Source organism: Limnobacter thiooxidans (genome assembly GCF_036323495.1).
GTDB lineage: Bacteria > Pseudomonadota > Gammaproteobacteria > Burkholderiales > Burkholderiaceae_B > Limnobacter > Limnobacter thiooxidans.
The window spans coordinates 3458082-3484672 of the sequence record NZ_AP028947.1 but is presented as its reverse complement, the minus strand read 5'-3'; the positions used below and the strand labels follow the sequence as shown (position 1 = coordinate 3484672).

At 53.4% G+C, this 26591-nt stretch carries 21 protein-coding genes and 1 tRNA gene; 18 read left to right on the top strand and 4 right to left on the bottom strand.

What is annotated here, in order from left to right; translation table 11 throughout:
* Nucleotides 1–55: 55 nt before the first annotated feature.
* The 5 genes from RGQ30_RS15870 to RGQ30_RS15850 all read left to right on the top strand — a co-directional run bounded on the left by RGQ30_RS15870 (nucleotide 56) and on the right by RGQ30_RS15850 (nucleotide 5199).
* Entirely contained in the window at nucleotides 56–859 is an 804-nt protein-coding gene (locus RGQ30_RS15870) for a YdcF family protein (RefSeq protein WP_130557296.1), read from the top strand.
* Between the two features lie 108 nt (nucleotides 860–967).
* A complete protein-coding gene (locus RGQ30_RS15865) occupies nucleotides 968–1963 on the top strand; it encodes a transporter substrate-binding domain-containing protein (RefSeq protein ID WP_130558014.1) in 996 nt (331 codons plus the stop codon).
* Nucleotides 1964–1983: 20 nt separating this feature from the next.
* On the top strand, nucleotides 1984–2811 hold the full coding sequence (locus tag RGQ30_RS15860; protein WP_130557297.1) for an ABC transporter permease subunit: 828 nt from the start codon (nucleotides 1984–1986) through the stop codon (nucleotides 2809–2811).
* 14 nt (nucleotides 2812–2825) lie between these two features.
* On the top strand, nucleotides 2826–3794 hold the full coding sequence (locus RGQ30_RS15855) for an amino acid ABC transporter permease (protein ID WP_338284577.1): 969 nt from the start codon (nucleotides 2826–2828) through the stop codon (nucleotides 3792–3794).
* A 112-nt stretch (nucleotides 3795–3906) separates the two neighbouring features.
* Nucleotides 3907–5199, top strand: a complete 1293-nt coding sequence (locus RGQ30_RS15850; protein WP_338284576.1) for an alpha/beta hydrolase — start codon at nucleotides 3907–3909, stop codon at nucleotides 5197–5199.
* Nucleotides 5200–5205: 6 nt separating this feature from the next.
* On the opposite strand, the gene RGQ30_RS15845 is transcribed toward RGQ30_RS15850, so the two are convergent.
* The 3 genes from RGQ30_RS15845 to RGQ30_RS15835 form a co-directional block, all read right to left on the bottom strand.
* Nucleotides 5206–5772 carry a hypothetical protein gene (locus RGQ30_RS15845; protein ID WP_130557300.1) on the bottom strand — a complete coding sequence of 189 codons (567 nt, stop codon included), beginning with the start codon at nucleotides 5770–5772 and terminating at the stop codon, nucleotides 5206–5208.
* Nucleotides 5773–5898: 126 nt separating this feature from the next.
* Complete coding sequence (locus tag RGQ30_RS15840; protein WP_130557301.1) at nucleotides 5899–8754, bottom strand: hybrid sensor histidine kinase/response regulator; 2856 nt, start codon at nucleotides 8752–8754, stop codon at nucleotides 5899–5901.
* Nucleotides 8755–8802: 48 nt separating this feature from the next.
* Entirely contained in the window at nucleotides 8803–9579 is a 777-nt protein-coding gene (locus tag RGQ30_RS15835; protein ID WP_130557302.1) for a sulfite exporter TauE/SafE family protein, read from the bottom strand.
* 104 nt (nucleotides 9580–9683) lie between these two features.
* Between RGQ30_RS15835 and RGQ30_RS15830 the strand changes: the two genes are divergently transcribed.
* Nucleotides 9684–10598, top strand: a complete 915-nt coding sequence (locus tag RGQ30_RS15830; protein ID WP_420915147.1) for a LysR family transcriptional regulator — start codon at nucleotides 9684–9686, stop codon at nucleotides 10596–10598.
* Here RGQ30_RS15830 and RGQ30_RS15825 read toward each other — a convergent pair whose 3' ends face one another.
* Nucleotides 10599–13772, bottom strand: a complete 3174-nt coding sequence (locus RGQ30_RS15825) for a DUF748 domain-containing protein (protein WP_130557304.1) — start codon at nucleotides 13770–13772, stop codon at nucleotides 10599–10601.
* Between the two features lie 79 nt (nucleotides 13773–13851).
* On the opposite strand from RGQ30_RS15825, the gene RGQ30_RS15820 reads away from it, so the two are divergent.
* The 12 genes from RGQ30_RS15820 (at nucleotide 13852) to RGQ30_RS15765 (ending at nucleotide 26582) form a co-directional block, all read left to right on the top strand.
* Nucleotides 13852–13927: transfer RNA gene (locus RGQ30_RS15820), tRNA-Arg, on the top strand.
* Nucleotides 13928–14132: 205 nt separating this feature from the next.
* The gene (locus tag RGQ30_RS15815; RefSeq protein ID WP_130557305.1) at nucleotides 14133–15185 is read left to right on the top strand and encodes a hypothetical protein; all 1053 of its coding nucleotides are present in this window, start codon (nucleotides 14133–14135) and stop codon (nucleotides 15183–15185) included.
* Between the two features lie 536 nt (nucleotides 15186–15721).
* Nucleotides 15722–16105, top strand: a complete 384-nt coding sequence (locus tag RGQ30_RS15810) for a hypothetical protein (protein WP_130557306.1) — start codon at nucleotides 15722–15724, stop codon at nucleotides 16103–16105.
* Nucleotides 16106–16511: 406 nt separating this feature from the next.
* On the top strand, nucleotides 16512–16919 hold the full coding sequence (locus RGQ30_RS15805; protein WP_130557307.1) for a hypothetical protein: 408 nt from the start codon (nucleotides 16512–16514) through the stop codon (nucleotides 16917–16919).
* A gap of 214 nt (nucleotides 16920–17133) precedes the next feature.
* Nucleotides 17134–17733 (top strand): DUF6088 family protein, encoded by a 600-nt coding sequence (locus tag RGQ30_RS15800; RefSeq protein ID WP_338284575.1) that lies wholly within the window; start codon nucleotides 17134–17136, stop codon nucleotides 17731–17733.
* A 148-nt stretch (nucleotides 17734–17881) separates the two neighbouring features.
* Nucleotides 17882–18364, top strand: a complete 483-nt coding sequence (locus RGQ30_RS15795; protein ID WP_130557308.1) for a M23 family metallopeptidase — start codon at nucleotides 17882–17884, stop codon at nucleotides 18362–18364.
* Complete coding sequence (locus RGQ30_RS15790; protein ID WP_130557309.1) at nucleotides 18355–18870, top strand: hypothetical protein; 516 nt, start codon at nucleotides 18355–18357, stop codon at nucleotides 18868–18870. Before RGQ30_RS15795 ends, RGQ30_RS15790 begins: the two co-directional genes overlap by 10 nt.
* Nucleotides 18871–18992: 122 nt before the next feature.
* Nucleotides 18993–19589, top strand: a complete 597-nt coding sequence (locus tag RGQ30_RS15785; RefSeq protein ID WP_130557310.1) for a DUF6088 family protein — start codon at nucleotides 18993–18995, stop codon at nucleotides 19587–19589.
* Entirely contained in the window at nucleotides 19582–20610 is a 1029-nt protein-coding gene (locus RGQ30_RS15780) for a nucleotidyl transferase AbiEii/AbiGii toxin family protein (RefSeq protein WP_130557311.1), read from the top strand. Before RGQ30_RS15785 ends, RGQ30_RS15780 begins: the two co-directional genes overlap by 8 nt.
* A 97-nt stretch (nucleotides 20611–20707) precedes the next feature.
* A complete protein-coding gene (locus RGQ30_RS15775; RefSeq protein WP_130557312.1) occupies nucleotides 20708–22834 on the top strand; it encodes a VIT and vWA domain-containing protein in 2127 nt (708 codons plus the stop codon).
* Nucleotides 22835–23334: 500 nt separating this feature from the next.
* Entirely contained in the window at nucleotides 23335–25836 is a 2502-nt protein-coding gene (gene zorA / locus RGQ30_RS15770; protein ID WP_130557313.1) for an anti-phage ZorAB system protein ZorA, read from the top strand.
* Between the two features lie 14 nt (nucleotides 25837–25850).
* On the top strand, nucleotides 25851–26582 hold the full coding sequence (locus tag RGQ30_RS15765) for a flagellar motor protein MotB (protein WP_130557314.1): 732 nt from the start codon (nucleotides 25851–25853) through the stop codon (nucleotides 26580–26582).
* The last annotated feature ends 9 nt before the right edge of the window (nucleotides 26583–26591 follow it).

Sequence of the window (26591 nt, the reverse complement as noted above, 5' to 3'; positions counted from 1 at the left end):
GCAGAGCCGCTGACACGTCTACAATGTTCTCTGGAAATCAATTGCGGAGAAACTTTTGGCTGCCGAGCTGACCAAGTATGCCATTTGGCTGTTGAGCCCCTTGGGGCTGTGGCTCACCTTGAGTGCTCTGGCCGTCTTGGGTCTGTTTGGCCGAAGGGCCTGGCGCACGCGGCTGCTGGTGTTGGCCCAGTTGCAACTGTTGGTGTTCAGCTTGCCTGCGGTGGGTGACGCCTTCTTGGGGCACCTGGAAGAGGAGGCTCGGCAACTGGAGACCATGCGCCCCCTACCGGCTGCGGTGGACGCCATCGTGGTGCTGGGCGGCGGGCTGGAAGGCCGCTTTGAAGGGGTTCGCGATTTGCCCGACCTGAATGATTCTGGCGACCGCGTGTGGCAGGCCGCGCGCCTTTACAAACAGGGAGTGGCGCAGCGCATGGTGCTCAGCGGCGGACAGTTCAATGCAGACTCTCGCCGCGAGGCCGAAGCCTTGGGCATGAAATTGTTCATGCTTGACATGGGCGTGCCTGAACAGGCCTTGCTGGTTGAAGACCAGTCGAGAACCACATTCGAGAATGCCCTGCGCACCCGTGCACTGCTGGGCGAAAGGCTGGGTGAGGGCAAGCACACGATTGCACTGGTGACCTCGGCCTATCACATGGGTCGATCGGTGTTGTGGTTCGAGAAAGCCGGTTTCACGGTGTACCCGGTGCGGGCTGATGTTCGCGTGCTGCATGAAAAGCGACAGTTCTGGGACCACTTGCCCAAGCCGCAGGCACTGGACGAAAGCACTGCAGCCATCAAGGAATTTCTGGGGCGTTTGCAGTTAAAAGTAAGTGGCGTGTATGCCAAGGGCGGGGCTTGATTGACTAATGTGGCAAATAATTCAGTGATCCGCACCATCGCCAAATTCCTGAACCGGTTTCAAGGGCGCACTACCAGGCCGGTGTTGTCAGCGTGCCTGGCCGTTTTCATGGGCTGCAGCCTGTGCCTTGTGTCGGCCACAGTGCAAGCTGGCCCCGTGCTGGACGCCATTAAAAAACGTGACGCCGTGCGTTGCGGTGTCAGCAGTGGGGTGGCGGGTTTTTCAGCAATGGGCAGCGATGGTCAATGGCGTGGGCTGGATGTGGCGGTGTGCCGTGCCGTGGCCGCCGCCGTGCTGGGCAGTGCGCAGAAAGTGGAGTTCACGCCGCTCAGTTCGCAACAGCGCTTTGCGGCCTTGCAGGCCGGGCAAATTGACATTCTTTCCCGCAACACCACCTGGACCTTAAGCCGCGACGCGGGCTTGAATGCCCACTTCGCCGCAATCACTTATTACGACGGGCAGGGCATTCTGATGCACAAGCGCTTCGGCGTGAAAAGTGCCAGTGAATTGAATGGTGCTGAAATTTGCGTGCAGTCGGGCACCACGAACGAAAAGAATTTGACCACCTACCTGGGCACACAGGGCATCAAGGCCAAGGCTATTGTGTATGACAACTTCGAGGCAGCCTACAAGGCTTTTTTCAGTGGCCGTTGCCAGGCATTTTCAACTGATGTGTCCGCCCTGATTGGTCTGAAAAGCAAACAGAGCGACAAGCCCGATGACTACGTGGTGTTGCCCGAGATTTTTTCCAAGGAACCACTTGGCCCTGCCGTGCAGCGCGGCGATGACGAGTTTTTCGCCATCGTGAAGTGGGTGGTGTTTGCCATGATCGAGGCCGAAGAACTGGGTGTGGGCAAGGCCAATATTGAACAGGCCCTGGCTGGCAAAAACCCGGCGGTGCAACGCCTGCTGGGCGGTGCCGAAGACCTTGGCAAACCGCTTGGTTTGCCTCGCAACTGGGTGGCCACGGTACTGAAGCAGGTGGGCAATTACGGCGAGGTGTTCGAGGCGAATCTGGGCCAGCAATCGCCACTGAAACTGAAGCGTGGTTTGAACGCGCTGTGGACGCAAGGCGGGCTGATGTACGCCCCGCCGCTGCGTTAAAGCGTGTTGAGGCCCACCGCGTGAACTTCGAATTTCTCAACGACCCGGCTGGCTTTGGCCTCAGCGAAGGGTGGCTGCACATCGCGTTTGATTCGCCGTATTGGCACATTTTGCTGGCTGGCTTGTTGAATACCCTGAAAGTGGGTTTGCCCGCCTTGTTGCTCAGCACCTTGCTGGGCCTGGTAATTGGGCTGGGGCAGCTTGGCAGCCACCCGGTGTTGAAGGGGCTGTGTCGCGGCTACGTCAACCTGTTTCGCAACATCCCTTTGCTGCTGCAACTGCTTGCCATTTACTTTGCCATCACTCAGTTTTTGCCCATTGCCAGCGCGGCCTGGTCTATTCAAGACCTGGTTTTTCTCAGCAAAAGTGGGCTGGCCATGCCTTCCTTTTCGGAAGTACCCGCGCGCGGGCGCTTTTCAATTGAAGGGGGCTGGGTGCTCAGCCCGGAATACCTGGCGGTGCTGCTGGCGCTGGTGGTGTACACCGCCGCATTCATTGCCGAGGTGGTGCGTGCAGGCGTGCAGGCGGTGAAGCCTGGCATGCGGCAAGGTGCACTGGCCCTGGGCTTGAACCCGGCGCAAACCACGCGGTACGTGGTGATGCCTTTGGCCTTGCGTGTCATGGTGCCATCGCTCAGCAACCAGTACCTGAACCTGCTGAAAAATGCCTCGCTGGGCGTGGCGGTGGGCTACCCGGAATTGGTGTCGGTGGCTAACACGGCCATCAATCAAAGTGGCAAGGCGGTGGAATGCGTGCTCATCATCCTGGTCACCTACGCCTTGCTCAGTGCGGTGGCGGCAGGCTTGATGAATGTATTGAACACGCGCGTGAACCGGGGTGCCTTGTGAGCCCGGGCCTGGTCATGAATCGCCTGCTGTGGGTTGTACTGCCCCTGTTGCTGGCACCCGTGCTGTGGGCCTTGGTGGATTGGGCGGTATTCAGTGCCGTGTTCGGGCCCGACCTTGCCGCTTGCCAGCAGGCCGCCGGGCAGGGGGCCTGTTGGGGCGTGGTGGCTGAAAAATGGCGAGTCATCCTGTTTGGTCGTTACCCGCTGGAAGAACAATGGCGCGCCGCGACCGTGTTGGTGGTGTGGTCCGTTTTGCTGTTTGCCACTGCAGCCCGCGTATTGAAGACCAAGCAGTTGTCGGTGGCCTGGGTATTGGTGTTGACAGGTAGCACCGTGCTGATGGCAGGCCATGTCGCCGGCTTGCCTCCCGTGCCCACTGCCTTGTGGGGTGGCTTGCCGCTGACCTTGATCTTGAGCACAGTGGGTTTTGGTTTGGCATTTCCCTTGGCCTTGTTGCTGGCCTTGGGCCGGCAATCCAAGTTCGCCCCGCTGCGGGGCCTGTGCATTGCCTACATTGAATTGTTGCGTGCCCTGCCACTGGTCACCGTGCTGTTTCTGGCGGCCTTTGTTCTGCCCTTGTGGCTGCCCGGCGAAGGGCTGGATTTGTTCACCCGCGTGTTGTTGACCATTGCACTGTTCAGCGCAGCTTACCTGGCCGAGGTGTTGCGTGGTGGCTTGCAAGGCGTGCCCGAAGGGCAGCGGCTGGCTGCCATGGCCCTGGGTTTGAATACGGTGCAAACCAACCTGCAGGTGGTGTTGCCGCAGGCCATTCGGGCTTGCCTGCCCAGTTTGACCAACAGCTTTGTGACCCTGTTCAAGGAATGTTCGCTGGTGACGGTGGTGGCCCTGTTCGAATTGACGGGAGCACTCAGCCTGGCCTTGGCCGGCGACGTGCAGTGGCGCAGTTTTTATCTTGAAGGGTATTTGTTCATTGCCCTGGTGTACTGGGCCTATTGCTTTGGCTTGTCGAAAACGGTCAAATAGCATCAAAGGGTTAGTCCGTTAGAAAGGAATTTCTAACACGCAAAAAACAATGAGTGTACAGTTGTACACTGAAAAGAAAATCAAAAACAAACCACCCGAGCGGAGACACAGCATGAGCAGCAAAAACACCAACCCCAACGCAGGTGAAAAACTGGAAGGCACCCTGATGTTTGTGGGTGACACCATTGCGCAGGCCGCCACTCGGGTGCATGAGTTTCACCGCGCCATCAGCGACCTGCCCTTCAAGGCCGTGGGTGCAGCCACCTTGAACGCCAGCAAACCTGTTGAAGCCGTTCACAATGAAATCACCGACATGGTGTACGGTGCAGTGCGGGAAGCCGGCAGGGGCGTGTTTTCAGGCGCGGCCTGGGTAGTGCGGCAAGCTAATCAAAGCCTGGCTTCGCCTCAGGTGATTGACCAGGCCCTGGGTGGCGAACTGATGGACGACGTCAGCCACCTGCCCATGCCTGTCATGCCCAATGCAAAAACCGACAAGCGGGTGTCGGCCATTTCAAGTGCCATCAATGGGGTGTTTGGTGACCACCTGGCCGCCACGCGCAACCCCATGCAGGTCCACATGAATTTGTACGCCAATGGGCAGGCCTTGCCGGCCGATGCCGCCGAACTGGCTGCCCGTTTTCCTGATGCGCAAAATCACCTGGTGATATTTCTGCATGGCCTGTGCTGCAACGAAGACAGCTGGCAGATGTACTACAACCCCTACGAGCCTGCCACTCGTCCCTATGGTGACAAGCTGCAAGACGATTTTCCGGTTACCTCGCTGTACTTGCGTTACAACACCGGGCGCAACATTGATTCCAACGCCCGCCAATTCAAGCGCGTGTTGAACAAGCTGGTGCGCAACTGGCCCGTGGAAGTCAAAGGTATTACCTTGGTGGGCCACAGCATGGGTGGACTGGTCAGCCGCGCTGTGGTTGAAGCACTGACCGATGACGACATAGCCTTGAAACGTGCCATTCGTGACGTGGTGTGCCTGGGTTCGCCCCACGCAGGCGCGCCATTGGCCCGCTTGGCCGCCGCCGGTGAACAGTTGCTGGACCGCTTTGAATTGTCAAAGCCCATTGGCCGTGTTCTCGGGGTGCGTTCACGCGGCATTCGCGATTTGAAAGACGGCCTGGGTGCCCTGCAGACCCGCGCAGGGCAGGATGTAACCTTTCACCTGGTGGGTTCTACCATTGGCGACCACACATCATCCTGGTTGAACACCACGGTGGGCGATGGCCTGGTCACCCCCGATTCAGCCCTGGCTGACAACACCGGCAAGGCGCAGCGTGTCACTTTTGCCCAGAAACACCACATGACCCTGTTGAACGATCCTGACGTGTTTCTGGAACTGAAAATGGTGCTGCGCCAGCACCTGCGCACCAAGGTGGGCCGTGACTAAGCCGCTTCAGAAGTAATAACTGGAAGTTTTGCTGTCTTGCAAGAAAATCCGCTGCGTGGTGTGCAAAAAATTCACCAGCAGGTCAGCGTAAGTGCGCTTGAATTTGCAATCTTTCAAACCAGTTTCAATCAGGTTCAGGCCGTAATATTTCAGGGCCAGGTACGCCTGCCTGCATTCCTGCGTCCAGCAGTCCAGCGGCTCAAGTATCTGGTTCACCGCATCCTGAAAACCGGTGGTGAAGTTCAGGAAATCGGCCTCATTCATGTCCTCAATCAGTTCCAGCGCATTGTGCTCAATGTGGCGCAGGCCAACAGGTTGTCCGTTGCGCGGCCGCGATTGAAACACCGTTAACAATTGAAACAGCAGTGGTTCAGGCAGGTTGGTGCTGGGCACCCCATACAGCAATTGCACTCGGCTCAGGTCGATTTGCAATTGCATGGCAAACAGGCCCGACACATTGCGCGAACTCAGCGCCCAGCAGGCACCCAGTGTTTCAAACAGCACCTCACGCTCGAAAGAATAAGCTTTATAGGGCGTGCTGTGCATGACATGGTAAGGAGCTCGAATGGTCATGAAAAAATCCTGTGCCTGGCCGTTTCTAGTGAAACCATTGTGCAATAGTGTTGCGGCAATTGGCATCGCATAGGTGAGGGTTCACCGACTTCGGGGAGGTTCACCCAGTCGGGGGGTTGGTTTCACCTAAACCGGGGTAGTGGACTTGGCCTGTTGCAGGTAGCGGTGTACCAGCCCTGGCCACATCAGCGCGATTTCATCCAGTACCGAAGGGGCTTTCAGGCTGCCGCTGCGCAAACCCTGCTCGAATTCGCGGAACTGCCGGTGAAGTGCCTGTTCATCCAGCAAAGCCAGCAGGCTGACCATGGAATGTATTTCGCGTACAAAGGCATCCACATTCTCGCTGGCCAGGCACTCGCCCAGTTTCGCAGGCAGATCGGCGCAATGGGCCAAAAACAGGTTGGGCAAGGCCGGCATGTTGCCGTAGTTCGCCGGTGTGGGCTGCTTGTCCGCACCCAGCAGCTGCAACAGGGCGTTGTACAGCACATGGGGCTCGATTGGCTTGGTGATGAAATCATCCATGCCCAGTTCAAGGCAGCGCATGCGTGTTTCAGAAAAGGCATGGCCGGTTAAACCAATGACAGGCGTTTCCATCCACCGGGTTTGGTCCCTTAACCACACCATGAATTCATATCCGTCCATCACGGGCATTTCAAGGTCGGTGATGATGGCGTCGAATTCCATGCAATCGTCCCGGTCCAGCAGGGCCACGGCCTGTTGGCCTTGCCCACACAGCGTCACTTCCATGTGAACCAATTCCAGCAGCGAACGAATCAGCACCTGGTTCACCGGGTGGTCTTCCAGTACCAGAATTTTTTTGCCCCGCAGGTGGGCCGCGGCCAGTTGCTCCGGGTCAGCCGGGCTTGGCCGTGTTTCATGGCGGCGGGGTGCGTTGATCAAGTCTTGCGACAGCACCGGGTGTGCAAGGTGCAGCAGGCGTTTGCCCAGTTCCATGGGCAAGGCTGCGAGCAGGGCACTGTCGGCTGACAAAAAGTCACGGTCAATCGCCACAAGGCCCGGGGCAGGGCGGTTGAGAACGTTCAGCAGTTCATCGGGCAGCGGTGCATTGGCTTCCAGCAGGTCAGATTGAACCAGCAGCCAATTTACAGGCGCACTGGCCAGGGCTTGCAACAACCCCCCCAGAGTGCTGACGTGTCGAATTTGTAGCCCGGTTGCGCCCAATACGGACAACAGGCATTGCGCCACCTCGCCGGGTTGGTGCAACAACACGGCATTTTGTCGACCCAGTGGCAGGGGTTCCAGCAACACATCGTGTTCATAGGCAAGCGGCACGGAAAACCAGAAACAGCTGCCCTTGCCCGGCGTGCTTTCCACTGAAATTTCCCCGCCCATTCGGTTAACCAGTTCGCGGGCAATGCTCAAGCCCAGGCCTGTGCCCCCGTACATCCGGCTTACGCTGGTGTCACCTTGCGCAAATTTCTCGAAAATCCGATCCACTTGGGCCTTGCTCAAACCGGGGCCGCTGTCGTGCACTTCAATGCGCAATTCCAGCGTGCTGTCCGATAGGGTCTTCAGCGTGGAATGAACGCGCACGGACCCTCTTTCCGTGAACTTGACTGCATTGCTCAGCAGGTTGCTCAGCACCTGCCGCAAACGCGACGGGTCGCCCACCAGGCGCTGACCCAGTTGGCTTGAATAGCCGGGTGCCACCTCATTCAACAGCAACAGCTTGCGGCCTGCCGCCTGGCTTTGCACTGCCAGAAAGGAGCTTGCCAGCACCTCATCCAGTGTGAAAGGAATGCGCTCAAATTCCACCATGCCGGCTTCGGCTTTGGAAAAGTCGAGAATATCGTTCAGCAGGCTGAGCAGTGACTTGGCCGCGTCTTGCACCTTGAGCAGGTAACCACGTTCCTGCTCGGGCAGGTTTGACTTCAAGGTCAGCGCGGTCATGCCCAGAATGGCATTCATCGGTGTGCGGATTTCATGGCTCATGTTGGCCAGCAGCATACCCCGCGCCTCGGCCTGGGCTTCAGCCCGTTCGCGGCCCATTTTCGCTTCCAGCGCAGCCAGTTGGGCATTTTGCGCGGCCTCGGTTTGTTCAAGTTCCCGGCGAAACGCGCCAATCATGAGGGCGAAACCCTTGATCAGGTTGACCATTTCGGTCACAAACCGAGGTGTGGGCAGGTTGGTCTTGTAGTTGCCCAAGGCAATCTGTTTGCTCACGGTGTTCAATTCACGCAGTGGCGCAACCACAAAGCGCTGCAACACTGCCAAACCCACCAAGGCCAGCAGCGCCACCAACAGACCCAGGTAAAAATCGATTTTTGCCGTGGTTTTCATATTCTCGGCTTGCTGCGCAATCACGGTTTGAAAGCCGCGTTCCACTGCACCGATTCGCCCCTGAATTTGCGCACGAATTGCATTGCTAAGGCCCAGGTACTCTTCCGAGAACAGCATCTGGATGGCCAGGTCATCGCGGGGTTCTGCTTCCGACACGTATTTTTTCAGCACCGGGTCATAAAGCCCCTGGGTGAGGGCAAACACAATTTGTTCGCGTTCCCGCAACTGCTTACTCAAGCGCAAAATGGTATCTACCGAACTTTGCTGGTCGTTGCCAATTTCCGGCGCCAGCCGTTCAGGCACCATCAGTCGACTTTCAATTGTTTCACCCTGGCCCGGTAGCAGCGGTACCGCCTCAATGTTGCCTGCAATCAGGTTGCTCCAGTACACATTGTCAACAGGCGTGGCGTATTGGCGTGCGCCCGCATGCGCATCCAGCAGTTCGTAATAATTCACCAGGTGCAGGCTGTTCTTGCTGACCACAAAAGCTGCCACCAGGGTTTGCAGGGCATCGAATTCGGATTGAAGCAGCCGCAGTGCATTCACTGCATCCAGCCGCATGGTCAGCAGCTTCGCTTGCGATTCCTGCAACTGGTCCGCGCGATAACTCATCCACACATTGGAGCCCAGCCCCAACACTGTGGCGAACAACACAAAACGGAACAGGACAGCCAGCTTCATTGACCCAATGGAGAAAATTGCACCAACCCCTATTCTTACCGGAAAAGCTTAATGCGTGTGCAGCGATTGAACGATCAGCCAGAATGCCGCCACGATCATCACCATGGCAAAGCTTCGGCGCAGCGCTTTTTCGGGCAGGTAATGCGCCACTGCAACACCGGCTGACACGGTGAACAAACCGCCAAAGGCCAGTGGCAGGCCCAGGTTCCAGTCAACCCGGTGGGCTGTGGCGTAAGTGGTCAGTGCCATGACCGAACTGGGTGCCACCAGCGCCAGTGAAAGTGCCTGCGCCGTGGTTTGCGTGTGCTTGAATACGGTGGTCAGCAAGGGTGTGGCCACCAAACCACCCCCCATCCCCAACAGGCCCATGCTGGTGCCGCCCAGTACACCCACAATCGGCATGGCGGCGGTGCGGGGTTGGTCGGAACTGCTTGCGTTTTCAGAAGGGTTTTTGCGCAGCAACAGCATGCGCACGCCCACGGCCAGAATGAACAGGTTGAAGATCCAGTGCAGCACATCCTGGTCCAGCTGCACGGCCATTTTGGCGGTTAGCCACGTAGTCAGGGTGGCGGTAATGCCAATCGCTGCCACAGCAAGCCAGGGCAGTTTGTGGTGCTGGTTGTAACGCCACCAGCCAATCAGCAAATTGGGCACCATCAGCACAAGGGCTGTGCCTTGGGCCAGGGCCTGGTCCATGCCAAAGCCGAGAATAAAAAGGGGGACCGCAATAATGCCGCCCCCAATACCAAACAGGCCACCGAAAAACCCCAAGGCCGCGCCCAAGGACAACACAAGGAGTAAATCTGTCAGTGCGGGCCATTCCATGGGGTGGTGTGCTGTTTGATGTGGAAGGGCAAAGTGTATTGATTCTAAAAATATCTACAATGCTGCAGTATTTAAAATATTATTAAGAAAAACGCACGAATGGAGTGTGCCCTTTGAAGCAGTTGTCTGACCTGGCTTTTTTCAGCGAACTGGTGCGCCATGACAGCCTGGCCAGCGCCGCAGTGGCCTTTGATGTAACACCGCCCGCTGTCAGCCGCCGGCTGGCCGCACTTGAAAAACGCCTGGGTGTGCGCCTGCTGCACCGAAGCACCCGGCGCGTTGGGCTAAGCGCCGAAGGTGAACGTTACCTGGCCGAAGGCGCGCAGATTTTGCGGCAGATCGATGCGCTGGAGGCCACCCTGCGGGCCGGGCAAGACACCCCGCGCGGGTTGTTGCGGGTCAACGCCAGCCTGGGTTTTGGGCGCAAGCACGTGGCGGGCGTGGTGTCCGCCTACCAGGCCGAGTTTGCACAGGTGGAAGTGATTCTTGAACTGACCGACCACCCCATTGACCTGATCGAAGGCGGCTTTGATTTGTCGGTGCGCTTTGGCGAACCACCCGACCAGCGCCTGATTGCGCAAAAACTGGCCAGCAACCGGCGCGTGCTGTGTGCTGCACCGGCTTACTTGGCGCGGGCTGGTGTGTTGGAAAGCCCCGCTGACCTGACCCGGCACGATTGCCTGGTGATACGGCAGGAAAATCACACCTTCAACAACTGGCCGCTGCGCAACGGGCGGCAGGAAACCACGGTGAAAGTGCACGGGCCGGTCAGCTCGAATGACGGGGAAGTGGCGGTGCAATGGGCGCTCGAAGGCAAGGGCGTGCTGCTGCGCTCCGAGTGGGACATTCAACAGGAACTGAAAACCGGCGCGCTGGTGCGGGTGCTGCCCGACTGGGCCGGTGCACCGGCCGACATTTTTGCCGTGTGCCCGTATGCCAACCCCATGCCAGCCAAAACCCGGGAATTCATCCGGGTGACCCGGCAGGTCTTGGCCAGCAAGGCGGGGTTTGGGGTTTAGTTACTTGTTCACCGCCACATCCAGTTCAATCGGTACGGTTTTGTCTTCGGCCGCCTTGGTTTCTTTCGGCGTACCCACTTTCAGGCGTTCAGCGGCAATGCCGGCCGCCGCCAAACCCGCACTGATTTGCACTTGCCGCTGCGTGGCTAGCGCCTGCAATTGCGCGGTGCTCACCGTTTCTGCATCTTGCAGTTTCTGAGCCAGCACGGCGTGGAAGTTCTTGCCTTTCAGTGCGTTGATTTCGCTGCTGCCCAATTCGCGGGTGTCCTTGAACAGGTTGGTAATTTGCCCCAGTGCCTTGCCCGCCGTACCTTGTTGCAACTGGCCCGGGTTGGCTTGCCTGAAGCCGGTTTTCAGCGAAGCCAGCTCACCGGCGCTGAAGCGTTTTTCAAACAGCGCTTCAATGGCTTTCTGGCCTGCTTCGCTGTTCAAGGCCAGTGGGCCGGGGTCTTCACCTGGCTGCAATTTCTCGCCTGCCTGGGTGGCCACCGCGCGGCGCATTTGCACATTTTGAAGCGCAGTTTTGTCTTCAGGGGCCCAAGTGCCTTGCACGGTCACCGCCAGGTTGGGGCGTGTGCCCAAGGCCTCGCCCAGCTTTTTCAAACCTTCTTTTTGCGAGGGGCTCAAGGTGTTGGCCCCGGCGGTGAAGGTGACGTTGCCCAAGTCTTCTTCAGACCCGCCAAATAGGGCACCCAGCGCGCGGAAAGGGGCGGTGACAATCTTGGTCAACACATTGCCAATTGCTTTCCACACAATGGCCCCATAGCTGAATTCAGGGTCGTTCAAATTGCCGGTGATGGGCAGGCCCAATTCAATGCGGCCGTTGCTGTCTTCCAGAATGGCGATGGCCAGCTCAAGTGGCAGGTCACGGCCCTGTGGGCTTGCTACCCGTTCGCCCAAGGTCAGCTTGTCGATGATCACCTTGTTGGTGCTGTTCAACTGCTGGTTTTCAATCTGGTAGTTTAGGTCCATCGACAACTTGCCTGATTCAATTTTGCGGTTGGCAAAAGTGCCTGAATAGGCGGTCAGGTTTTTCATTTCCACGTTGCTGAATTTCACGGCAATGTCCATGTAAGCCGTGGGGTCGAGCAGGTTCAGCGCGCCTTGTGCATTGGCCTCGCCAAATTCATCGACGGCACCTTTCAGGGCCAGTTCACCACGTGTGCCGGGCTTGGTGGACAAGCCGTTCACCACACCTTCCAGGCTGTGAATGCGGGTGCCGAAGGGAATGAACAGGGACTCATCGGCAAAGTCCATTTCACTGTTGGCAATGGCAAAGCGGTCAATGTTCACCGCAAATGCGGGTGCGGCATCGGTGGCTGCCGGGGTGGGTTTGGCATTTGCGGGTTTGGCTTTTTGATCAGCGGTGGGCTTTGCATTGCCTTGGGGGGCAGCATTGTTGACCAGAATGCGGCTGATGTTGGTCGATTTGTCTTTGGCGATCAACACCGCGGTGTCCAGCCCATCCAGTGTCAGGCGCTGAATGTTCAGGCCCTTGGCATTCACATTCAGGGCCGGGGTAAACAGGCGCTTGAACTGAAGGAAGGGCTTGTTGTTGCCAGCCTCGTTCAGGCGCAGGCCCGCCACTGTAAAGCTGCCGGCGTAGCCCTGCTGCTGCGCGTTGTAGGTGGCCTTACCCTTGCTGGAAATTGTGCCGCTGGCCAGGTCCAGTTTCACGAACTGGCTGAGGAAAGGCTGTACCGGTTTCAATGCCAATGCATTGATGTCCACATTGAATTGCGCGGCAGCAGTGGCCGGGGTCAGTGTGCCGTTCACCGCAACGGTGCCGCCGCTTTGCAGGGCCAGGCCGGCTTTCAGGGGCAGGGGCTTGGACAGGTCTTGCGTTACCCCACTGGTTTCAATGCCGATGTTGGTTATGCCAATGTTCAAGGCGGGCTTGGTGGTTTCATCTACCAACGCTGCGTTCACGCCGGCAATTGAAACAGTGTTCACCGCGTAGGTGAAAGGCTTGGCAGCCTCGGTGGGCTTGTCTGTATTGTCATTGCCTTTGGCAGGTGGAATCCAGTCGTTGATCGCGGCCATCAAGTCCAGTTCGCCTGCGGCATTGCGCCTCACATTCACCTGCCCGCCTTTCAGCGTTGCAGCCTGAATTTCCGCATGTTGTTCACCCAGGTCCACTGTAATCGGCCCCACCTCAATGGCATTCAATGCAATGGCCTTGGCCTTGTTGCCGTGGTTCAGTTGCAGCCCAGCCAGTGCAATGCTGGCAAGCTCAGCCTTGTTGGCTTGAAGGTCGAAATTGCCATTGTTGATTTTCAGCTTTTGAAACTGCGCGCTGGCCGATGCGCCCTTGGGCTTGGCCTGAATGTTGAAATCGCGCACTTCCGCGTTGATGTTGTTGACGAAAATTTTCGGCGGCGTGGTGTCGCTGGCGTCTTTCAAATTCACATCAAAGTTCAGGGCCAGGTCGGCTGTGCCCGCAGGCGGGGCTGTGGGCAACAGGGGCTTGAGCAGCGGCTCCAGCTTGGCAATGTTCAAGCCGGTCAGTGAAAACTCACCGGCAGCAGATGGGTCGGCCAGGTTGATTTTTGTGCGCAGCTTCAATGCCGCGTCCAGCCCTGTGACGGCATCCAGCACAAAGTCGCCATTGTTTTCAGAGCGGGTGGCCAGGTCGTGCAATTCAAGGTTCAGCGGCTCGAACCGGGTTTTCAGGCCATCGGGTTTGCGGCGGTCCTGAAAGTCGACCACCGCATCGGTGATCAACAGGTGGCTGAGCAAAAAGGCAGGTGGCTCGCTGTTGGGGTCTTCGGGTTCGTCTGTTTTAAAGGCGTCCAGCAGGGCGCTGAAGTTGTGCTTGCCTTCCGGCAGCAGTGCCACATTCAGGTTCAGGTTTTTCAGGTCGATCTGGTCCAGCGCAATCAAGCCCGTGAACAGGTCGGTGCCCGACACATTCACAAACAGGTGCTCGAAAGCAACAAGCTGCTCGCCCTCCGGGGTGGTCAGGCTCAGCTTGGGGATGCGAAGAGTTAGTGCAAACGGGTTGAATTCTGGCAATTCCATGGCCAGCACATGGCCTGAACGTTCCAGCACCTGCTTTTCGGCTTGCCAGTGAACCAGCCGCGGAAGCCCGGCCCAGGCGAACAAGTAGATAAAAGTGATTGCCGCCAGCGGAATAAGCAGGGCTTTGGAGCGAAGGATTGGTGCGAATTTCATTTTTGATTTGTGAGGGATTGGCGTGACATGGGGTGAGTATCCTAGATACCGGCGCTGGTGTACACTAACGCCTTCTTGTGCGGCTGTAGCTCAGTGGATAGAGTATTGGCCTCCGAAGCCAAGGGTCGTGGGTTCGATCCCCGCCAGCCGCACCATCAGTTTCTCCCCACCTTAACGTTCGTTGAGTCTCTTTCTTGCTCGGTTTTGCGTACAGCACTGCGGTGATTTGAACCATCACGGAATTCAGCTCAAGCTAGCGATGCCAGTAGCTACCTACTTCTAGCGACACAAAACCACGTTTTTTGACAGTAATTCTGCCCAGGGATTGAATGTCGGGTTGCTCAACTTCCGATTCTGTCCATGTTCAATTCCAGCTTTGGCAAACTGTCGCTGACCAAGCCCGCGTTTTACATTCCCCAGCCCCAACATTCACTTGTTGATGTCATTGCCCACAGCTATGGCATTGTGCCAGGGCAGGAACCGATTTTCTCCACCTTGCTGGACTACCTGCTTGCGCTGAACCCCACGGTGAAAAACCCGCGCATGGCCTTGGGCAGCCAAGCCCCACGCACGCTCGATTTCATTTCCCATGACCCCGACACCATTCTGTGCATGAACCCCACTGTTGTGAAAGCCCGCATTCGCCAAGTGGTGAACGGTGGGGGTGAATTCGCCTTGGTGGACACGGCGCGCAGCTTCGTACCGGCCGACCCGGCCGAGCGCGGCGTGTATGAATTTCTGGCCAGGTTGAGCAACGACACCCAGCATGTCACCGACTTTGCAGGAACTGGCCTGGGTGTGCTGGGTTACCTCAGTGGCGTTCAAAACCGTGCAGTGATTGGGCAATTGCAGCAGTTGAACACCGAACGGCTTGCGGGCAAGTTGAGTGTTCGCCAATACCAGTTGCGCCAGCAGGACGTATTGAACAACCACCTGAAAAAGTTGGGTTGGATGGGCCGCCACATGCACGGCGGGCAAAACGCATTCAACGTGCTGTACCAAAACCGCGCCGTTGGCGTGAACCCTTCACCCGTGTTCGTTAAGCACGCAGAACGCATGGCGAAGTTGAGCAGCTTTGCGAAACGTGGAAGCGTGCTTCTGACCGGGTTCGGGGTGGCGGGGACGTGCGGGAAGATTGGTTCGACGCAGGATATCAAGAAGAAAAATGAGGTGTTGTGGGTTGATGGCATAGGTTTGGCGGGTGGCCTAGGCGGGGGTTTGGCAGGAAGTATTGCAGTAGGTTTAGTGCTTGCCTCCGGGCCAGTAGGATGGGGAGTCGCATTGGTAGCATCTGCCGCGGGTGGCTACTTTGCACAAGAGGCCGGCAAAGTCCTCGGTAAAAAGATTTATGACCAATACGGTAATTCCGTGGACTTGGTTAGTGCATCTGGAATAGGTCAATTATGCAGCTAATTGAAATGATCGTTTGGATCATTGGGTTCAGCATGTTGATCATTCCGGTGTTGTTGCCGCTGAGTCTGACTTTACTCACGTGGCTAACGCCCCAAAGTGTGATTGATCGGTACGTGTGTCCACCGCATTTCAGTGAGTTTGAGTCAGTTGCCTATCGTTACTTTCCGAGTAGCTGGATTCGGACACTTCTTTTTTCCTTGGCCATTTCAGTACCGATTTTTAGACGAGTCAGAAAATTTGGACCCATGCACAAAGAGGTACCGCGCGGGTTCAATATCGCGTGTCGCTTGTTTGTGTATGGCGTTCTTGGCCACATGGTGCTGTTTTGGTGTCTTGTGGGTTTCCTTTTGACTTTTGGAAAGTACTTTGAGTAATGGGTTGTTTCAGCGATTGGTACCTATTCGATTTTACTTCACATGCCCCCGATACCATTCTGTGAATGAATCCTACTGTTGTATAACCCGAATTCGCAAGGTGATGTATGACCAAAATCTGAACCAGGTTGATTTGGTATCAGCAACTGGCATCGGACGGATGTGCCGATGAAAGACACATTCTTTTTTATCTTCGCGATCAGCGGTGTCGTGATTGGAATCGGCCTTCCAGCTACTACTTTGTTCTTGACCTGGATCATGCCCAAGTCGGTGATTGAACAGTACGTCAAGCCGCCACATTTCAGCAAATTCGAATCTGTTGCTTATCGCCATTTTCCGTCAAGCTATATTCGGACAATGCTATTCAGCATGGCGATTGCAATTCCATTTTTTTGCAAGATTCGCCAGTTCGGCGACATTCACAAACAAGTACCCAAGTGGTTCAACATAGTGAGCCGGTTGTATATCTATGTTGCGTGGGGCTACTGCCTGTTCTGGGTCTGCGTTTTTGTGATGTTGGTGATTACAGCCACGGTGCAGCAGTGAGATTACAAAACAAATATGGATACATTTGCACTCTTATTGATCATCAACATATTGCTCATGGTCGTTTTGTTTCCAATCAGTTGGATACTCTTGACGTGGATAACGCCGAAATCGGTAATCGACCGTTATGTGTGTCCACCTTACTTCAGTGAAATTGAATCGATCGCTTATCGTTACTTTCCAAGCAGCTTGATTCGTACCAACTTGTTCAGTGTGGCAATTGCGATACCCGTCGCTCGTCGAATTCGAAAGTTTGGTGACATACACAAGCAAGTTCCCATGTGGTTCAACGTGGCCTCTCGAATCTATGTCTACTGCATTTTTGGGTATTCAGTTTTTTGTTTTACTGCAATGGCGCTAATCGCACTGGGTATCAAATTGGGGTATCTACCGTAAATACAAATGGATGGAACAGCTTGCGATGGTTGCGATAGTAGATGCCATTGTCTGGATGATGGGTTTCAGCATCTTGATTATTCCAGTGCTGCTGATTGTGAGCATGACTTTGCTTACCTGGCTTACCCCGCAGTCTGTGATTGATCAGTACGTACGCCCGCCGCATTTTAGTGAGTTTGAGTCAGTTGCATATCGATATTTTCCGTCAAGCTGGATTCGAACTTTGTTGTTCTCTACGGCAATTTCTATTCCATGGTTTCGAAGAGTTCGAGGATTCGGGGACATGCACAAGCAAGTGCCCTCAGGGTTCAACATTGCTTGCAGATTTTTCGTGTACGGCGTGCTGGGTTACCTGCACCTGTTTTGCATTACGTTAGCGATCTTCGTGATTGTCGCAAAGGTAGGTGGCGGTGCTTGATCGCTCAAGAAGAAAGTTTAAGGAAGATCGGTTTAGTTACATCTTCTTTTTTTATTGTCCACTTGGTGTTTTCATGTGTGATTTTTGGTCTTCAAGAAACGGTGACTGTAATTGAAATTGTCGGAATTTTTCTCGTGGGTCGCAGAGTATTCGTTGTTAATCGGAGAGGTAGGTTGCAAGCCCAATTTGACCCCGTTGTCTCGCAGGCGCATCAATGTTAACAAGGCCTAGTGCTTTGGGTCAGGTTGCGAAAATGCTGCGCGCAGGGAAGGTGTATCGCCGAGAGGACTTGGCCAAAGTTTCCAATTCAGTTGATAGGCACTTAAGTGAGCTGGTTTCTGGTGGGGAATTGAAGCGATTGGCACAAGGGCTTTACTATGTGCCCAAGAAATCGGTCTTTGGCCTGTTGCCACCGGACGATCAAGAGTTGGTTGCCGTATTCCTGCGCGACAAGGACTTTCTGGTTTTTTCTCCATCAAGCTATAACACGCTGGGCTTGGGAACATCGCAGCTTTACAACAAAACCCTTGTGTATAACCACAAGCGACATGGCTTGTTTTCGTTTGGAAATCGCCAATTCGATTTCCGGGTCAAACCCAGGTTTCCGAAGAAGCTCACGCCAGAATTCTTACTTGTTGACGCCATCAACAATCTTGACGAATTGGCGGAGGACAAAAACCAGGTGCTTCAGATGGCGGAGCGAAAACTGCCAAGCCTCGATCTAGCCAAATTGAAGCGGGCTGTTTCACTTTACGGCTCTGTCGCCACACAAAAACGTTTCAGCCGGTGGTTGAAAGCTTGCTGCCACGTTTAGTCAAAACAGATTGAGTAGTGTTGTTTGGCAGCCTGATTTGCATCAATCACCTCTTTTGATGATTCGTTATGCCGACAGGCCCATACTCATTTTTGACACCATCCAAGGTCACTTTTAGGCTCAGTTTCTTTTTCTTGAGAATTGGGTGATGAACAAATACTGGCCCGTACCGGACTGGATTTCAACGTATTCCTACAAACAAAACCCCAGAAATTTTGGTTCCAAGAGGGCGGGTGGACGAGTTCATGCTGGCTGTGATTTGTATGCTCCGCTGGGTGCGCCGGTATTGGCGATTGCGGATGGCCGAGTGCTTGAGTCTCGAGATTTCTACTTGGGCACCTTTCAGGTCACGATTGATCATGGAGCACTGGGTGTGGTTCGCTACGGTGAAGTGTCTCCAGATGACATTCCGAGAACTGGAGCCGTTGTGGAAGCGGGGCAGCAAATTGGGAAGATTGGACACTTGGGCAGGGGCCTGCATCCAATGCTGCACATTGAACATTTTTCAGGCACAGCCACTGGGTCTGTAACCAATTCCAACAATCCACCTTATTCAAGGCGAAGCGATCTGCAAGACTGCACAAAGCTGCTGGATTCCTTATTGTGTTTGAGAGACAAAACATGCAAGTAAATTTCCGACCCTTGATCATTCTTGTATGCGCTTTCTCGATCTTGGCTTCATGCAGCATAACAGTTGACGAAGATGTTGCCGCGGTAACACCATTTCCGAATGTGCAGCCCACTCAACTTTTTATTGGCCAGAAAGTGGGCGATATTGCAGAGCGCTGTGTGTATGCAGTACAGGTCAATGATGCGAAACTGGCATGCGAGCAAAATCGTTGCGGCATACAAGCTTTTTATTGGCCCGTGCAAGCCATTGAGAATGGCCAGCGTGCATTGCTGGTTTCCGAATGCGCTAAAGATCAGCACTTGAACAAGGGGGACTTGCTGATCAACAAAGGACCCACAGGCGATTCGGGAGTCCTGATCTTCCAGACCCGTCGTCAAGGCGAAGGCTTGTGGCAAAACATCGAATTGCCCAATGGTGCGTATGGCGTGCAATTGGCTACTGAGGCAGCCGAGGGCATATTGACTTATGAGGCGGGTCAATATGCTTGGGAAGAAAATCCCGATTGATCTGCCAACTAAAACCACTGCAATTTTGAATGTTTGGAGTTAGTTTTTCAGCATCCTTAATTTCAAGTATGTTTACAGTTTGTCAGAAACAGGTATATACTTCTGACAAACGGAGTTAAATCATGAGCCATCTTGCTGAAATCATTTTGTCTGCTGCGCAATCCTTGCCCGAAGGTGGTTTGCTCTCGGCCAAGGAGTTTCTGCATGTTGGCTCTCGAGCCGCTGTGGATCAAACTTTTACCCGTTTGACGCGTGAAGGAAAATTGATGCGCGTTGGGCGGGGGGTGTATGCCGCACCCGTGGCCAGCAGGTTCGGCCCACGTCCACCCTCGACAGAATCGGTCGTGCAAGCCATTACGGCGGTCAATGGAGAAGTGATTGTTCCCAATGGTGCTACCGAGGCCAATGTGCTCGGCTTGACTACCCAGGTTCCCACCCGTGAGGTGTTTCTGACCTCGGGCCGCTCACGCAAGTTACAGCTGGGCAATCGAATGGTCGAACTGAAACACGGTAACCGCTGGCAACTTGTTCTTGGTCGACGCCCTGCCGGTATGGCGATTCGGGCTTTGTCCTGGTTGGGTCCTGAGCAGGCTACAACAGCACTGAAGGTGTTGCAGACCAAACTGCCAGAAGCTGAATGGATAGCCATGCGTACAGCCCGAGCCGTATTACCCAGTTGGATGGCGAGGGCAGTGAGCGAGGCCAGCGAGAATGCCTGAGTCATGGTTTGAACTCAGCCCAACCGATCAGGCTGAAGCACTTGAGGTTGCATCTGGACAAAGTGGACGACCTGCTCATTTGCTCGAAAAAGACATTTGGGTGGTCTGGACCCTAGCGGCAATCTATGATTCAGGGTTGGGCAATGACCTAACCTTCAAAGGCGGAACATCGCTGTCCAAGGTGTACAAAGTGATTGACCGGTTTTCGGAAGACATTGACCTTACTTACGACATTCGTGAACTTGTCCCTGATCTATTACGGGATGGAAACCCGATCCCCGCAACAGCGAGCCAAGAGAAAAGGATTACAAGTGCGGTGCGCAATCGCTTGCCCGAGTGGATTGAAAAAACTGTAAGGCCCGTTCTCCAAAATGCATTAGGAGCCGATGGTTTGCAAGCCGAGTTAACCGTCGCAGGCGATAACTGTGACAAACTCCTACTCACCTATCCTGCAACCAAGACAGGAACTGGATATTCAGCCCCTGTAATTCAACTGGAGTTTGGGGCCAGGGCGACGGGCGAGCCTCACCAACGGCACCCGGTGGTCTGTGACATTTCACCGTACATCAAGGAACTGGGATTTCCATCGGCAACGCCGCTGGTGATGGCAGCAGAACGCACCTTTTGGGAAAAGGCCACCGCTGCATATGTTTACTGCTTGCAAGGAAGATTGCGAGGTGAAAGGTACTCGCGCCATTGGTACGACCTGGCGGCCTTAGCCAAAACAACGCACTTGGAGGCAGCAGTCAATGACTACGATTTGGCACAGCAAGTGGCTGCGCACAAATCGATCTTCTTTTCAGAGAAAGATGCCAACGGGGCGAAGATTGACTATTTCAAGTCAACCACTGGTGAGCTGCAATTGATCCCGGAAGGTCTGTCCTTGAGTGCGCTCGAAAAGGATTACGCTGCCATGCTGGAAGATGGCCTTCTGGCGGTTGATCAACAGAATTTCGCCGAAATAATGACTAGTTGTGAGGCTATCCAGCATAAGGTCAATCGATCAATGCGAAAGAACTGAGCGCCCGCACCTTCCGCAAAACAGAGGTCCCACAAGCTCATCCTGTGAGCCTGCACTACCCCATCCTGTGCTGCCCAGTGTTCAAGGCAGGCCAGTCATGTTTTCAACAATTGCGTCAGTGCTTCAGCAGTCTTCCGACAATCTTTTTCTAACCGGCGCCACATTCAAGGGCCGGGTTGTTGAAAACATCGTGCTGTGGAACATCACGCAGCAATTCCAGAACAAGGAAAAGCAGCCAGTCGAGTTGCTGTACCACTTCCCCTTGGGTGCCACGGCTTTGCTGGTGTCGGCAACGGCGCGTATCGGCAGCCGCCAGTTCACCTGTGAGGTGTCAGCCAAGCAGCAGGCCAGAATGGACTACACCGACGCTGTCGCCAATGGCGATTCCGCAATACTGATTGAGCAAGACGACGAGCTGCGTTACTTCATGCGCATTGGCAACATCATGCCAGGCGAGAAGCTCGATATAGATTTACAAACGGCCGAGTTCTTGCAGCTTGCCCATGGCAGCGCACGCATTGCGGTGCCCACCTGTTTGCCCAACAGCTACAGCTTGTCGGGTGATCATGAGCAGCACCCGGTGGCGGTATCAGAAAGTCACAAGTACACCTTGAAAGCCGAATTGAAGCTGACTGGTTCAACGCGGGAAGGTCGTATTTCCAGCCCAAGTCACAAGCTGCGAATTGGCCAGACCCCTGAGTGCATGTTGATTGAAGTGGCAGGCGATACTTTTCTTGATCGCGACTTTGTGTTGAATGTTGATGAGCTCAAATGCGCGGGGCCAACAGGCTTCTGGTTTCACAACCCGCAAGTTGGCCCCGATTTACCTGGCGCTTATGTGGGCATGCTGAATTGCATGTTTCCGCAAGAATCGCTTTCCCCGCAGGGAGTACAACTGAAGTTGTTGCTCGATTGCAGCGGGTCCATGGAAGGGGGGCGAATGAGTTCGGCCAAGTCAGCGCTGAAGTGCCTGATCCCGCAACTTCGCATGAACGACAGAATCTCCTTTTCCCGGTTTGGTAACCACTGCGAGAATTTGCTGGATTCAACCGCGTTGGTGACCTCGCAGGTGCGACAAGGTTTGGGCCGCTGGATTGATGAAACCGAGGCGAATCTTGGTGGCACCGAAATGGCCGATGCCTTGTCAGCTGTTGCAAAAATTTCCAACGTGCGCAAGGCCGACGTGTTGTTGATTACCGATGGTGAAGTGAACGGCCTGGTTGAAATGGTGGAAGCCGCCATGGAAACCACACACCGAATTTTTGTGTTGGCGATTGGCGCCAATCCGCAGGAAAGTTTGTTGTCTACACTGGCTCGCGCTACGGGTGGTGCAGTTGAATTTGTTCAGCAAGACTGCGACATTGAAGCAGCCATGACCCGCCTGTTCAAAACATTGCGAACCGCTACATTCACCGGTATACGCCTGCATTGTGAAGGCTTGATTGAACAAACCCAGGTTGCACCTGAATTCGGTTTCGATGGGTGTTCATTCCCTGTTCTGTTTTCTTCAAAGGCACCGGCATTTGGTGTGGCCATGCACATCGAGAAGCGAGCCGGCAGCGGCCTGGCAAAGTCAGAACTTGCCAGCGTTCCATTTCGTTTGCTCGATGAACCCGAGCTGGCCGAATCAGTCAGCAAGCTGTGGGCTATGCAGCGATTTGACAGCTTGATGGATCAGGAACGTTTGAAGCCAGGTGAGTTTGAAGAAGCTGCCACAGAACTGGCTGTTCGGTTTGGGCTTGTTACGCCACTAACGTCGGCCTGCCTGACCCTGCTGCGCAGCGCTGATGAGCGCAACCAAGATATGCCAGTTCGGCATGTCGTGCCCAACATGCTTGCAACTGACCGCAGCGCAGGTGGGGTTACTACGTTCTTTTGCAGAAGCAGCAGTTCAACGATTGAATACACAGTTCAATCCCTGCTTATGGATTTTTCAAGCAGCGAGTTGGTTGATGGTGTTTCAGGTGATGCGATACGCAGCCCTGCGAAATGTATTCAAGCGTTGGCTGAATTGCCAGAAGATCTGCGTCCCACAACATTTGAAGAATTGCTTGTGCTTGGATTCCCGGAGGAAGTGATTGAATGGTGCAAGAAAAGCCTGGCGGATTTGCTGTTGTTAAAGGGTGAGGCGGCGGTGGTGGAGCGGGTGCTTGAAATGTTGGTGAAGGGAGTGTTGGGGGAGTGGGAGTGGACTTTGGACGGGATGGGCTTTATTAGCAAATAACCATTACAGGCCAAAGGTTGAAATTTTTGAGACTCTTCCATTACGTGGCGTGATGTTAAAGCTTATCGCCAGACAAGCACCTACAAGAATTTTTAAACATTCTTAGGCTCAAGTTTTGTATTTCAAGAACATTCCGTTAGAAGGGAATTTTATTTTCGGTTGTTAGTTCTATGAAAGCATTTTTTGTGACATGCGGAAATTGGCGACGCTCGCTTTCTCAAGTATGCACTTTAGGGTTTGGTCCCTATGTTTGGGGGGTTGACTTCATTGCTTGGATCTTGGACGTCGCCTGAAAATCAAACTAATAAAATTTTCCAGAGAAATTCTCTCGATATTACGAGACTACCTTGTAGAATGAAATATGAATTTCAATGATTTCGGAATTTAACAAAATTTAATGTTTCTAGGCGATATAGTGGTTTAGTTTTTACCTTACAAAAGATCAAGTCAAAAAAGTTATTTAATTAAAAAGCAATATCTAGTCAAAGGCTGTAAATCCCATGTCACTCTACTCGATCCAAGAAATCGCGCCATTCTTGGTAATTCTGTTTTTGTTTGGTTTCTTTATTTATTTCATCGCTCATTACATTAGACCTTCCTACAAGCTCGAAGAAGCCCTGAAAAACATTAACTCGGGTCTCTCCAGCTTAACAACTACTGCATTCAATGAGAGAAAAAAGCGGGTAGGAGAATTATTCAGAGACACGTTGCTTGAGCATATCTGGGGTGAGTTTCAACAAACTTTGCATGATCAGTTCACTGAAAAAGAAGGCCAGCTAGAACTTCAAAACTCTAGAGGCACTGTCCCTGCTGGATACTTCTTTACCGCAGCCTCTGTTGCTGATCGAACCCTCAAAACCGAGTACTTCAAGCACCTTCCAGGTATTTTGACCGGTATCGGAATTATCGGCACCTTTGCTGGCTTGCTTGTTGGCCTATCGGCATTTGACGCTTCCAATACAGAAAAGATCAATGAAAGTATCAATCTGCTTTTGAGTGGTGTCAAAGAGGCCTTCATTGCCTCAACAGCAGCGATTCTAGCCGCCATGGTGGTCACTCATTGGGAAAAGTTACGGTACCGAAAATGTCTGAATGAACTGGATACCCTTAACGAATCAATTGATGCTTTATTCGATGCAGGCGTTGGAGAGGAATACCTTTCTCAACTGGTCAAGTCTGCAGAAGAAAACTCCAAGCAAACAAGGCTTCTAAAAGATTCGCTCGTCACTGACCTTAAGGAAATGTTGTTGAATTTGGTGGAAGCGAACGCTAAAGAAAGTGCGGATTTGAAAGTTGCCCTGATTGAATCGAATCGTGAATCTAGTCAGAAAATTGCTGACCAAATTGGCGAGTCGATTGCATCAAGTTTGAAAGATCCTTTGAACAGGCTTGCTGAAACGGTGATGACCTCTGCAGGCGATCAAAGCGGCAAAGTTCAAAATTTGTTACAAGACGCACTTGTGGCATTCATGGATAGACTTGATCACACCTTTGGCCAGCAGTTCGCGGGCTTAAGCGACATGCTGAAAAGTTCGACTTCCGTGATTGGTCAGATGGAAAGTCAGATTAGCCTGCTAATTGCGGCGATGCAACGGTCAGCCGATGAGACTTCAAAAGCTGCCTCGGACAGGCTCGTTCAAATGATGTCTGACATGGAGGAAAGAAACTCCCAATTTGGGAAACAGGTTCAGGAAATGCTTTCTGCATTTAATGAAACAATTTCCAATATGGGGTCAGCTGGTAAAACCGCGAATGACGAAATGTCATTCATGATGCGCAAGATGTTTGAAGATGCGGCGCAACAGCAGGTTGCCATGAAGACCTCATTAGATGCTTTCATTGATTCTTTGACCAACAAGGTTGGGCAAGGTCACCAACAAACGGTGGATAAGATTTCCGAGGCATTGGGAGGTTTGTCGACTCAACTGGGTGGTGTTTTCGAAATGTTTAAGGCTTCTCAGGCTGCTTTACAAGCGGAACGTGAACAAGAACAACACAATATCCAGTCTCAATCCCAATCTTTCCTTGAGCAACTGTCCAAGTCCTTGGAGTCTATCGATTCGGCTGTCACCTCGATCGGAGAAAGTGGTCGATTGGCAGGTGAGGGAATGGCAACACAAGTACAAACGCTATTGAAGGAAGCAGAGACTCGACAAGTTGAAATGTCCAAGCAACTTTCCATGATTGCTGGATCAGTCGAGACACAAGTCTCAGAAGGCCAGAAGAGAGTATTCAATGAGCTTGAAACTTCTTTAAGTGGCTTAGGCGACCAATTTGCGAAAATCTTGTCAACTTTCTCTGAGGCGCAAGCGGAACTGCAAGCTCAGGCACGCCGAGAAATTGAAAAAATGGAACAGAAGGCCAAAATGGCTTTGGAGCAAATGGATGCTCAAATCACGAGTTTGCTGGCCGCAATTCGAGAACAGAGTGCGGGTTCCAAGGATGTTTTAGAAAAGCTGCAGCAGGGCACATCGACAATGGTGTCCGGCTTGATCAACGGTGCTGAAAAAATAGGCGGCGCAGCTTCCAGGTTTGAATTGGCTGGTAATGCAGTGAGTATTTCAACGGACAAGAGCGCCAATCTGATCAGTTTGGTTAACAGGACTACAGAACACTTGGGTGGAGCATCTGACAGGCTAGCCGCCTTGATTGACGACTACGAGTCCACGAAAGAGTTAGTACAAAAAGTAATTTCAGGTGCTGAAAAAGTCTCTTTAACTCTTGAGTCAGACGCTTCTTCAAGAGAGAAAATGACTCAGGATTTGGCTTCTGTTGCTGAAAAGCTAGGGTCAGTTACTACCGAGATGAAAACCTACCTTCGTGATTTTAATGGAGTGGTCACCACTTCCTTCGGTAGTTTCACAGATGGAATGAATGGATCACTCAGTAAGGTCATGTCAAGTCTGGACAATGAACTTGATCGTGCAGTTAAGGCATTGGGGTCTGGCGTTTCCGAGCTTGCTGAAGTAGTTGAAGAGCTAAGCGAAGTTCGCGTCAAATAACATAGAAGGCTCCCATGTTAAGTAACAAAGCTGCACCGCCGGGTAGGTCAAGAGAGGAGGGAGAAAAACCCTTCTGGATTTCCTACGCTGATCTGATGACCGCATTGATGATTCTTTTTCTGGTCATCATGGTTACATCTCTTGTTCTTGTTACTCAGAAAATTCGTGAGGCCACCCAAGATGAGGAGCAACGTGTCTCCGAAATTAGTGATCTGTGCCGGGAACTCGCCAATAATGCAGACTTGAAAAATAAAGTTATTCAAATTGATTGTAAAGACAACCGCATCAATTTCGGAGAGGCGGGCCGCTTTGGTACTGGTCAGTTTAAGTTGAGCTCGGATGGCGAGAACGCACTGTTAGATGTGGTGCCCTTGATCCTTCAGGCAGCCAACAGTGAAGTTGGTAACAAGTGGTTTAAACAAGTATTGATTGAGGGTTTTACGGATACTGATGGCTCCTACCTGTACAACTTGAACCTGAGTCTTCGTCGCTCGGAATGGGTGATGTGTACCTTGATCGGTGATAAAAACGCACTGAAGTTAAGGCTTGATCCAGACCAGAAAATACAGATTAAAAAACTTTTTCTAGCTGGCGGTGTTGCATTTAACAACTCCAAGTCCACCAAAGACGCCAGTCGACGCGTTGAGCTGAGGCTTCAATTTTATGGCTTAAAAGAGCGGGAAGATTTGAATCCTGAGTTAGACGCCAAGTTCTCCGATTCTACTGAAGAGAAATGCTTCATATGAGTGGCGATT